The sequence below is a fragment of the Mesorhizobium sp. M7A.F.Ca.AU.001.01.1.1 genome (assembly GCF_004022735.1).
In the GTDB taxonomy this organism is placed as follows: domain Bacteria; phylum Pseudomonadota; class Alphaproteobacteria; order Rhizobiales; family Rhizobiaceae; genus Mesorhizobium; species Mesorhizobium ciceri.
The window spans coordinates 1-10,569 of sequence record NZ_RZPF01000152.1 but is presented as its reverse complement, the minus strand read 5'-3'; the positions used below and the strand labels follow the sequence as shown (position 1 = coordinate 10,569).

Annotated in this window: 12 protein-coding genes; 4 read left to right on the top strand and 8 right to left on the bottom strand. The window is 63.5% G+C overall.

Translation table 11 applies throughout. The features are described 5' to 3' along the window. From EN884_RS12025 to EN884_RS12015, 3 genes are all read right to left on the bottom strand, one after another. A partial coding sequence (locus EN884_RS12025) for an iron chelate uptake ABC transporter family permease subunit (protein ID WP_164894984.1) occupies positions 1–567 on the bottom strand: 567 nt, incomplete at its 3' end. Continuing rightward, positions 564–1,424, bottom strand: a complete 861-nt coding sequence (locus EN884_RS12020; protein WP_063169484.1) for an ABC transporter substrate-binding protein — start codon at positions 1,422–1,424, stop codon at positions 564–566. The genes EN884_RS12020 and EN884_RS12025, both read right to left, overlap by 4 nt. Before the next feature lie 25 nt (positions 1,425–1,449). Further along, positions 1,450–3,633 carry a TonB-dependent siderophore receptor gene (locus EN884_RS12015; RefSeq protein ID WP_244514244.1) on the bottom strand — a complete coding sequence of 728 codons (2,184 nt, stop codon included), beginning with the start codon at positions 3,631–3,633 and terminating at the stop codon, positions 1,450–1,452. 212 nt (positions 3,634–3,845) lie between these two features. Here EN884_RS12015 and EN884_RS12010 point away from each other — a divergent pair, with 212 nt between their 5' ends. The 4 genes from EN884_RS12010 (at position 3,846) to EN884_RS11995 (ending at position 7,087) form a co-directional block, all read left to right on the top strand. Then, on the top strand, positions 3,846–4,637 hold the full coding sequence (locus EN884_RS12010; protein ID WP_063170397.1) for an ATP-binding cassette domain-containing protein: 792 nt from the start codon (positions 3,846–3,848) through the stop codon (positions 4,635–4,637). 65 nt (positions 4,638–4,702) lie between these two features. Further along, entirely contained in the window at positions 4,703–5,674 is a 972-nt protein-coding gene (gene exbB, locus EN884_RS12005; protein ID WP_013528968.1) for a tonB-system energizer ExbB, read from the top strand. Positions 5,675–5,678: 4 nt separating this feature from the next. Further along, entirely contained in the window at positions 5,679–6,146 is a 468-nt protein-coding gene (gene exbD / locus EN884_RS12000; protein ID WP_063169482.1) for a TonB system transport protein ExbD, read from the top strand. After that, positions 6,143–7,087 carry an energy transducer TonB gene (locus EN884_RS11995; protein ID WP_063169481.1) on the top strand — a complete coding sequence of 315 codons (945 nt, stop codon included), beginning with the start codon at positions 6,143–6,145 and terminating at the stop codon, positions 7,085–7,087. The genes exbD and EN884_RS11995 overlap by 4 nt, the downstream gene beginning before the upstream one ends. 25 nt (positions 7,088–7,112) lie before the next feature. On the opposite strand, the gene EN884_RS11990 is transcribed toward EN884_RS11995, so the two are convergent. The 5 genes from EN884_RS11990 to EN884_RS11965 all read right to left on the bottom strand — a co-directional run bounded on the left by EN884_RS11990 (position 7,113) and on the right by EN884_RS11965 (position 10,392). Then, on the bottom strand, positions 7,113–7,433 hold the full coding sequence (locus EN884_RS11990; RefSeq protein ID WP_063170396.1) for a hypothetical protein: 321 nt from the start codon (positions 7,431–7,433) through the stop codon (positions 7,113–7,115). 128 nt (positions 7,434–7,561) lie between these two features. Continuing rightward, positions 7,562–7,822 (bottom strand): hypothetical protein, encoded by a 261-nt coding sequence (locus tag EN884_RS11985; protein ID WP_024504722.1) that lies wholly within the window; start codon positions 7,820–7,822, stop codon positions 7,562–7,564. A gap of 4 nt (positions 7,823–7,826) precedes the next feature. Then, positions 7,827–8,081 carry a hypothetical protein gene (locus tag EN884_RS11980; RefSeq protein ID WP_024504721.1) on the bottom strand — a complete coding sequence of 85 codons (255 nt, stop codon included), beginning with the start codon at positions 8,079–8,081 and terminating at the stop codon, positions 7,827–7,829. Between the two features lie 68 nt (positions 8,082–8,149). Continuing rightward, positions 8,150–9,112 (bottom strand): SagB/ThcOx family dehydrogenase, encoded by a 963-nt coding sequence (locus EN884_RS11975; protein WP_244514243.1) that lies wholly within the window; start codon positions 9,110–9,112, stop codon positions 8,150–8,152. A gap of 530 nt (positions 9,113–9,642) precedes the next feature. Beyond that, complete coding sequence (locus EN884_RS11965; protein ID WP_024504719.1) at positions 9,643–10,392, bottom strand: helix-turn-helix transcriptional regulator; 750 nt, start codon at positions 10,390–10,392, stop codon at positions 9,643–9,645. Between the last annotated feature and the right edge of the window lie 177 nt (positions 10,393–10,569).

Sequence of the window (10,569 nt, the reverse complement as noted above, 5' to 3'; positions counted from 1 at the left end):
CTGCCAGATGAACAGCTCCTCGGTGTATTCGCGGTTGAGCGCCATCAGCAGCGCGCCGGCCGAACCGAAAGTGAGGCTGACGACGAGGCCGGCGATGATGATCGACACTGGCGAAAAGCTGCGCCCGCGCGCCAGTGCGAAAACGGCTGATGTGGCGAGAGCGCCGCCAGCCAGCGCCACCCCTTCACGGCCGCCTTCCAGCAGCCATGGTGCGTAGAGGGTGGCGGCCGCCAAAGCGAGGCTTGCTCCGGCATTGGTGCCGATCGTGGTCGGCTCGGCCAGCGGGTTGCGCAGCACATGCTGCATGACGACACCGGCGAGACCGAGCGCCGCGCCGGCCAGCACGCTGACGGCGACACGTGGCAGGAAAGCATAGCGATACAGCAACTGCACTGGATCGGATGTGTCGGGGGCGGTGAGCGCCTGCCACCACAGGTGCGCCGGCAGAAGGTGGATGAGATCGATGACGCTCAGCACCAGCGCCAGCCCCGCGGGCACGGCAACTAGCAGGATGAGCGCGCCGATGCCGTCGCGCTGTCGCGGCAGGGACATTGCCTGAGCGATCATGCTGCTGCCACGAATTCGGCGAAACGCGCGGCAGCAGTGAGACCGCCGAACGGCCAGACCGGCGGAATGGTCCGCACTTGGCCGTTCCGGACGCAGGGCAGGTTGGCCCAGAGCGAGTTGCGGGCGATCCTGATCCTGACGTGCGGCGGGATCGGATCGAGCGAGATCAGTTGCGCCTCGCCGACGGCGACCAGTTCCTCGATGCCGACCGTCGAAAAACCCCATTCATTGGTGGCGCCGGTCCAGGCATTGACGAGGCCGAGCCGGTCGAGGACGTCCTGCAGCAGGCTGCCGGCGCCGTAGACGCGGACATGGCGATCGTCGAACATGCTGACGACGCAGACCGGTTTTTGCACCGCCCGCTCCAGCCTGGCACGCGCTTGGGCGATCGAGGCTTCGATGCGCCCGACAAGGTTTTCTGCTTCCGTCCCACGGCCAAGCATGTTGCCAAGCTGCAGCGTCACCTGCTGCGCCTGCGCGTAAGGTGGAGCCTTGCCGCTGTAGAACGGCACATTGAAGGTCGGCGCCAATCTGGTGAAGCTGTTCTCGTCCAAGCCATAGCCATAGGCGCCGACGATCAGGTCGGGCCGCAATTCCCGAAGCAGTTCGAGATTGGGCTCGCTGCGCGACCCCAGGTCGATGGTGGCCTGCGGCAGCGCCGGGCCCTGGACCCAGTCGCCATAACCCCTGGTGTCGCCGACGGCGAGCGGCGACACGCCGAGCGAGACCACCATTTCGGCCGATGTCCATTCCAGGCAGACGACGCGGGCAGGTGCCGCGCGTGCCGTGCCGCCCGGCAAAGCGAGACCGGTCGCGGCGAGGCCGGCAAGATACTGGCGCCGTGTCAGCGCCGCCATTTTGGGCCGGCCCGCCACATTGCTTCTACCATGTGTATTTCACCGAACCGTTGATCCTGCGGCCCTCGCCGTAGAAGCAGCCGAAGCCCGAGGAGAAGCAGGAGGCGACGTAGCGTTTGTCGAACAGATTGCTGGCATTGAGGCTGAGCGTGGCGTTCTGCCAGGCGTAATGCACCGCCGCGTCGGCGAGCACGACCGACGGAACCTTGAAGCTGTTGGCGTCGTCGCCATAGGTCGAGCCGACATAGCGGACACCGGCGCCGAGGCCGAGACCTTCGAGCTTGCCGCCCATGAAGGTGTAATTGGCCCAAAGCGATGCGGAATGGGCCGGCACGCCGAAGGGCGTGTTGCCCTCGTTGCTGACCCAGACGCCGTTGACATCTTCGACAGCGGTCGCCCTGGTGATCTTCGTGTCGAGATAGGTGTAGGCCGCTCTCAGGTCGAAGCCGGAATCGAGGCTGGCAACGGCCTCGAATTCCACGCCGCGCGAACGGATCTCACCGGTCTGGAACAGATCGTTGGGCGAGCCCTCATTACCGGAACGCACGACATTCTGTCGGGTCAGGTCGAAAACCGATGCCGTAATGAAGGAGTTCCAGCCGGTCGGCTGGTATTTCAGCCCGATCTCGTATTGCCTGCTGGTCTCGGGCACGAACAGATTGCCGTCGCTGTCGGCGCCGGCCACGGGCTGGAACGATTCGGAGTAGCTGACATAGGGCGCAAGCCCGTTGTCTGCGAGATAGACCAGGCCGGCGCGGCTGGTGAAGGCGTTGTCCTTCTGCTCGGGAATGTAGCCGCCGGCCAGATTGTCGTAGACCTTGGCGTCCGACCAATCCTGGCGGCCGCCAAGGGTCAGCCGCCAGTTGCCGAACTTGACCTGGTCCTGGGCATAGAGACCGACCTGCTGCTGGGTGGTGTCGGTATCGGTGTAGGGCGTCAGATCGGTGATCGGGTACCCGTAAACCGGATCGAAGATGTTGAAACCGTCCTCGACGGTCCCTTCCGAGGCATAGTCGCGGTAAGTGTAGCGTTTGTAGTCGAGGCCGACGAGCAGCGTGTGGGCAAGCGGCCCGGTGTCGAAATCGGCTTGTGCCTGGTTGTCGATGGTGACGCCGCTGAGTTTGGTGCCGCCGGCATCTGCATAACGGTAGTAGTCGCCGCTTGAAGGTTCCAGGCCGTTCGAGTCCGTCAGTCCGCCACCAAAGACGCCCTCCTCGGTGTGGGTGAGGTGGACGTAGCGGGCATGCTGTCGCACCTGCCAGGTTTCGTTGAAACGGTGATCGAATTCGTAGCCGATCGAGGCCTGGTCGTTGTTGTAGGAGTCGAAGCCGGGTTCGCCGACGAACATGCTGTTCGGCAGGTACTTGCCGTCCTTGCCCGGTATGACCGTGCCGTAGGCAGGCAGGTACTGCATCGCCCATCCCGAGCGGTCGCGCTGATAGTTGGCGAGGATGGTCAGGCTGGTGTCGGCATCGGGCTGCCAGGTGATCGCCGGGGCGATGAAGATGCGGTCGTCCTTGACGAAATCGGTCTGCGTGTCGCCCATGTGAGCGGCACCGGTGAGGCGAAACAGCAGCGACTTGTCGGCGTTCACGGCACCGCTGAAATCGAACTTGCCTTCATAGCGATTGAAGCTGCCGCCACCGAGTTCGATCTCGCGCAGGTTTTCCTCGGTCGGCCGCTTGCTGACATAGTTGATGATGCCGCCGGGGCTAGCCTGGCCGTAGAGCACCGACGCTGGTCCGCGCAGCACCTCGTAGCGTTCCGCGCCATAGGAATCGAGTGCGGTGAACAGGATGAAATTGCTCTCCTTGAGCTGCAGCCCGTCCCTGTAGAAGACGCCGTTGGCGTTCGAAATGCCGCGCAACTGCAGGCCGAGGCCGCGATTGTCGGTGCCGTAGAGATCGCCGGTGGCGCCGGGCGTGTAGCGCAGAACGCCGCCGAGGTTGTCAATCGCCTGTGCTTCCATCTGGTCCTTGGTGATCACCGATATCGACTGGGGCGTCTCGATCAGCGGCGTGTCGGTCTTGGTGCCGGTGGAGCCCTTGGTGGCCACGTAGCCCTTGACCGGCCCGAAGGCGCTTTCGACACGTTCCTGGACGTTGATCGGGTCCAGGGTGGTGGTGACCGTCTCCTGGGCCAGGGCATGGCCGCAGCCAAGCAGGGCCGGCACCGACACCGCTGCGATCAGCAGGCGCTTCCGCGCCATCCGGTCCTGCCAAATCAGTCCACGTCCCGAGATCATCCTGCGCCCCCTTTTCCAAATTTCATGTCGATATTGCCGGTCGCGACGATTTGTTGATCGTTGCAGTCATCTTCAATGTTGACTAGTAAGGTCATGTTTCATAGTCAACCGGGCATGAGCCGTCGAAAGCCGGAATCTGGAAATGCGGGCGGCCGCACTGGAGAAAAGCCATGAGCATGGCTGGAATTGATGCCCAGACTGCCTTCCATATCGACGCGGTGCGCTTTGCCGTCGGCGAGCGGACGCTGCTCGGTCCGGTCTCGCTCGAACTGCAGCGCTCGCGCGTCTACGGGCTGATCGGCCACAATGGTTCGGGCAAGTCGACGCTGATCAAGCTCATGGCGCGCCAACAGCCGGCGAGTTCAGGCGCCATCACTTTCGCCAGGCGTCCGTTGCCGCAATGGGGCGCCCGCGAATTTGCCCGCGCGCTTGCCTATCTGCCGCAGACGACACCGGCGGCGACCGGCCTGACCGTGCGCGAACTGGCGACGTTGGGACGCTATCCCTGGCATGGCGCGCTTGGCCGCTTCCGCGCGCAGGACAGGCAGCATGTCGACGAGGCGCTGGCCCTGACCGACATGGACGGGTTCGCGGATCGGCTGGTGGACGAATTGTCGGGCGGCGAGCGCCAGCGCGCCTGGCTCGCCATGCTGGTGGCGCAGAACGCCGGCGTCATGCTGCTCGACGAGCCGATCTCGGCACTCGACATCGCCCATCAGGTCGAGGTGCTCGGGCTGGTCAAGGAACTCAGCCGCAAACGCGACCTCTGCGTCGTCGTCGTGCTGCACGATCCCAACATGGCGGCGCGCTACTGCGACGAACTGATCGCGCTCAAGGACGGCAAGCTGCTGACGCGCGGCACACCCGGCGAGATCATGCGCAGCGATGTTCTGAAAGGCATTTTCGGCGTGGAGATGGGCGTGTTCGCGCACCCCGTCACCGGCCAGCCCGTCGGCTATGTGCAGTGACGAGATCTGGTGCGGCGGCGGGAAATAGAAGGCGGCTGGCCGCTGTGAGAACAAGGAAGAAGCTGTTGTCGAGAACTGGTTTGTTGGCGGCGTTGGTCGCATCCGTCATCCTGTCGGCCGGCAGCGCGATGGCCCAGGAGCAACCGGCCGGTGCCGCGCCGGCGATTGATGCCCCCACCCCGGCTGCTCCCACGGCCCCAGCGCCGATTGCGCCGGCGCCCGCCGCACCGGCAGTCGCTCCGCCGGCCACGATGGCGCCTTCGCAGCCAGGCACCCAGCCGAACACAGCCGCGCCAGCCGAGGCCGGACCTTCGACGGCGATGGAATTGACCTTGCCGCATGACCTGTCGCCATGGGGCATGTTCATGGCGGCCGATATCGTCGTCAAGGCGGTGATGATCGGGCTGGCCTTTGCCTCCCTCGTCACCTGGACGATATGGCTGGCCAAGTCGCTGGAGCTTTTCGGCGGCAAGCTGCGCATCCGTCGCGCCGTGCGGGCGATCGGCGAGGCCGCCACGCTGAAGCAGGCCGGCAGTACCCTCGACCGCAGCGGCGGCCCGGGCGCGCTGCTGGTGCGGGCGGCCGAGGAGGAGACCGCACTCTCAGCCGGCGCCCTCGATCATGTCTCAGGCGATGGCCTCAAGGAACGGGTTACGTCGCGCCTGTCGCGCATCGAGGCGGCGGCGGCGCGGCGCATGTCACGCGGCACCGGCGTGCTGGCGACGATCGGCTCGACCGCGCCCTTCGTCGGCCTGTTCGGCACGGTCTGGGGCATCATGAACGCCTTCATCGGCATCTCGCAGGCGCAGACCACCAATCTCGCCGTGGTCGCGCCGGGCATCGCCGAAGCGCTGCTGGCCACCGCGATGGGCCTGGTCGCGGCCATACCGGCCGTCGTCATCTACAACGTCTTCGCCCGCTCGATAGCCGGCTATCGGCAGATCCTCGCCGATGCCTCGGCAGGGGTCGAACGACTGGTCAGCCGCGACCTCGACTTCCGCACCGTCGCGCCGGCCGCGCCACTGGCGGCGGAGTAGCGCCATGGGAAGCAGAATCCGACAGACCATGGATGACGATCTCGAGGAAAGCCACGAGATCAACGTCACCCCGTTCATCGATGTCATCCTGGTGTTGTTGATTATCTTCATGGTCGCGGCACCGCTGGCCACGGTGGATGTCAATGTCGACCTGCCGGGTTCGACCGCAACGCCCGCGCCGAGGCCCGAGACACCGCTGTTCCTGACGCTGAAGGACGATCTGACGCTGGCGATCGGCAATGACGGCGTGCCACGCCCGGCTTTCGCCGCGACGCTGGACGCCAAGACCAAGGGCGACAAGCAGACGCGCATCTTCCTGCGCGCCGACAAGGCGGTCGCCTATGGCGACCTGATGGAGGCGATGAACCTGTTGCGCGGTGCCGGCTATCTGAAGATCGCGCTGGTCGGCCTGGAGACGGCTCCCGCGTCCAATGCCCCCGCGCCCACAGCCACCCGTGCGGCGGCGCCATGACGCAAGCGGTCGCCGTGCCCTCGGTCCAGATGTCGCGCTTCGGCTGGCGCGACCTTGGCTTGTGGGCCGGTGCTGCCGCGCTGGTCCTCGGAGCCCATGTCGCGGTCGCCTATGCAGTGCAGAATCTCACCATGGTCACCGAAGCGGACGGCGGTCCGCCACCGGCCCAGGTGATCGAGATGGCGCCGATGGTGGTGATGCCGGCCGTACAAGAACAGGTCGCCGCGCTGGACGCGGTGACGCCAGATCAGACCGAACCGACACCGACGATCGAGCCGACACCTGAAGAACCGGTCGAAAAGGCGAAGCCGGTTGTCGAGCCACCGGAAGCGGTCGCGCCCGACGAGGCCGAACCCAACCGGACCGAAACGGCTGAACAGGCCGATCAGCCGCCGCCGGATGAGGTCATCCCGGATGTTGTCGAGGCTGTCACGCCAGACGTCGTCATTCCCTTGCCGCAGCCGAAACCGGTCGAAATTGTCAAAGACAAGAAACCGGTCGAGGCCAAGGCGAAAAAACCTGTCGAGAAGCCCAAGCCGCGGCTTAAGAAGGAGAAGGCGGCTCCGCCGAAGACGGCAACCGTCGCCAGCGCCGACGCACGGCCCGCGGCCAGGACCGCCGCGCCGAAGGCAGCGGAATCGACGTCGCGCTCCGGCGACTCCAGCAAATGGGACTCCCGTCTGGGCGCCTGGATCAAGCGGCACACGCGCTATCCCAGTTCTGCCAAGGCCCGAGGCGTGGAAGGCAGGCCGTATGTCGCCTTCACGGTCGACTCGTCCGGCCGGGTCCGGTCTGCCAGGCTCTCTCGTTCCTCAGGGGATGCGGATCTGGACCGTGCGGCGCTCGCCGTGCTGCAAGGCGCCACGGTGCCGGCACCGCCGCCGGAACTCGGTTCGCGTCTGAGCCGTACAGCGCCGTTCGTGTTCAGCCTGCGCAACTAGGACCGAATTTGATCGAAGCGGCCTGTCAGTAGGCCAGCGACAGGCTCAGGGCCTCGACCTGTTCGAGATAGAAACGGCATTTCGTGCGCAACAGCCCGAGGCTCGGGTCATCGGCTCCGTTGATCTCGATGGTCTGCATCATGAAGTCGAAATGGGCGTGGAAGGCGTCCACTGTACCCCAGAGACTGTCGGCCTGGCAGCTGTCGGCAATCGCCATCGAGACGAGTTGGCGGGCCTCGATCCGCGCGGCGTCAGGCGATGGCGGTCGCCTGGCGATCAAGACGTCGAGCCGACTGAAAATGCTTTCCCTGGCATCGACGCTTCTGATGTTGGCTATCATGTTCATGTGCAGGTCCCCCTTGGCATTCCAGGCGCGCAATAGGCTCCGGTCTGGAATTGCCTGAAAGCTGGTGATCAGAGCGGTTCAGCGGCGCTGAACCACTAAGCGCGTGGCGTTTGGGCGGGCGACTTGCATCAAGCCTGAGCGACCGGATGCCGGTCCTGCGGGCAGGATGCAATCAGGGTCGGGATCGCGGTTGCATCGGAGGGGTGGCCCCTGATGATGTTGGCGACCTCGGCATCGGCCTGCTCGAACCAGTAGACCATGTCGGCGCGGTGCAGATCCGTCGCGGCTTTCTTCAGCAGCGGCAGCAGGCTTTGCAACGCGCACAGCGTCTCCCAGCGGTTTGGCCGGGAGGTCGAGCCGGCCACCGCGCATGCGGCTGACGATTGCATGTCGCTACGCTCTCCGTGGCTGGGCGGCACGATTGTCTTTTGCCTGCGCCTTGGGGTGCAGCGGGTTGCCGCTGAGCTGCGCATGCCTGGCCGGCCGTGCGCCGCGAAGAACGTCGAAGGCCTCCGCATAGGCCATGCCCAGCAGATAGGAGATCATCGGAAAACGGCTTGATTCGGCCATTTGCACGAGCTCATTGGTCATCGACGAAATATATTGAAGACTATCGATTTCCGACTGGCGTAAGGATTGATTTGGCACGTGCTGCTCCTGTCTCTGGTTATACCCTGGGGAACGCGTTACTGGCCGGACTGCACATTGTTGGTCGACTAATTGATGGATTGGCTCGCGGTGGACGGGTCTCTTTCCGGGGTCGAGAGGGTCAAGGCATAGATCGGTGCGTCGGTGAGACTGTCGAGACCAAGCAGCCGCTTGATGGCGGAATGATTGAGCGCGGCTGTCGGACATGCCGACAGGCCATGATTGGTCGCCGCCAGCATGATATTCTGGCCGATATGGCCGGCCTCGATCAGCACGACACGATAGGCGTTGGCGTCCTCATATTTCCACATCGTGCGATCGAGCCTGGCGCAAAGCAGGATCAGGCACGGCATGCTATCAGCCCACTCCTGTCCGCCGACCAGTTCGGAGATCTTCGGCAGATGGTTCGCGGAAATCCTGCCAAGGTCGTGATCGGCGGCGGAATAATGATAGACACCGGGCTCGAGGCCATCGACGCCGAGCGCGACCACATAGGCCTCATAGGGATTCCGCGCGCCGCCGGAAGGGGTCATGCCAAGCGGCAGGGTGCCAACGCAATTGGCGGTCTCGCCGATGATGCCGAGCCCTGCGAACAGGCAATCGGAAAGCTGTTTGGCTGTGATGGTGGGCTGAGCCGCCGTGCGGTTGGTGCGGCGCCGCGCCATCAAGCTAAGAAGTTCGTTGTCTTCCAGTGCATTCGGCAGCTGGATAGCGCCGGCGGAATTCTTGAGCAGGAGGTCCGGCTGCGGCGTATGGCCGGCGCGTTCTATCTGCCGCTCTTCCGCCTGCTCGATGGTCATGTATTCGCTGTCCTGGACGCAGAAATGCATCAGCGCCGTCGGAAGCCCCCAACTCCATTGTCCTGAAAATTGTTCCTCCTGCTCGGCGAGAGGCGATCCGGCGGTGACCAGGGCGGAAAAATCGAGCAACTGCGGAACGACAGCCTTCAACTCGGACTTCGACCACCCATGGGCGCGGGCAATGTCCGCCGTCGATGCCCATTTGTCCCACGATGCGAGAAGGCCGACCATCTCAGGGCTGCATTCGAAGACGCTTCTGGTCAGGAAGTTGCATGCCGTGACCTTGTTCGGTCCGGGGTAGAAAACGAGCGTTTTCGAAGAGCGCATTTTCATGAAGCTGGATGCCATCTGCGGAGCCGAGGCGCCGACAAGCGAACCGCTCGTCGGCGCAGAACGGCTTCAGCGCTTGTTGTAGTGCATACCCTGCGAAAAGAAGACGGTCTGCGTGCCGGCGGCAATCGTCAGCTTCGGAGCGTTAGTCACTTTCTTGGCCATTTTTATCCCTTTCCTGACCCCCATTTGGGATCCGTTGAAAGACCCCCAGAATGGGATCCGCGTGAAGAAAGGTAAGGTCGGAAGAGTTAATGGTTTGTTAAAATTATAGTAAAACCACGAGCCGAAGACGGACGTGTGGATTATCTTTCCTGGCATTAAAGTGTAAAATATCGATTTTATTCAGATACAGAGTAGACAATCGTTGGCATACGCTTTATCGGCGTACGCTTATTCTTATTTGGCGTAAGACACGGCGATCCGAGGGATTAGCCCAACCCGTCCCGGGTCAGGCTGACAACCAGTTGGTCGACGCCCGCATCGTCGAGGCTGATGACATGCGCCATGCTGATGGCATCCCTTGCCTGGATATTGGCAATGTCGCGCCGCATGATGACGGACACGAATGCCGGGCCGGCCTCCGTCAGAAGCATGGCCTTGCCCATCAGCACCGGTTCGGAGATGGGAGCCCATTGCACGGAGATCAGCGACGGCTCTCCGGTCTGTCGGCGATTGATGCCGCTGAAATAGATCCAGTTCAGCCGCGAGATCGCCACGCCATAGTGATTGCCGCGCGCTCGTGCCCAGGTCGATCCCTGGCGCTCCGACCATCCGGTGACCCTTCGGAAGGTGACCAGTTCGGCTTCGCGCCGCACGAAGGTCACCGAGCGCATCAGGAGGTCGAGGCGGCCCGGGATCGAGAAATAGGTGAAATAGGTGCCGCCCGCGATCGAAGGACTGGGAGGGCGGATCATCTGGTTGAACAGGCTCTCGGAAACCGGCGGCAGGCCACGCATCGCGGGCTCGGGTGCGCCGGGATCCTGGTACAGTTCGGCCTCGTCGATCCGAAAGTAATCGCATATCAGCTTGGCGGTGGCCTTGTTGGGAACGGTCTGCCCTTGCAGGTAGCGTTCGAACTGCGTGCGATTGATGTGCAGCTCACGGCATACCGCACTTACGGAGGCATGGTCCTTGCTCAGCCGTCTAAGATTTGCAGCGAGATTCTCGCGAATTGACACGTCTTTGCTTCCGCGGGCGGGTTTTTCATTTCAACTCGAAATCCATATAGCGTCTCCGGTCGCCCCCGCCGAAACGCCTTGGCCACAACGCACAGAAAAAACTGATTTGGTAACGTCAATTTAGTGGGGCGGTTTGCAAAAAAAACGGAAACAATCGACGAGCGCTTCCGCCATAAG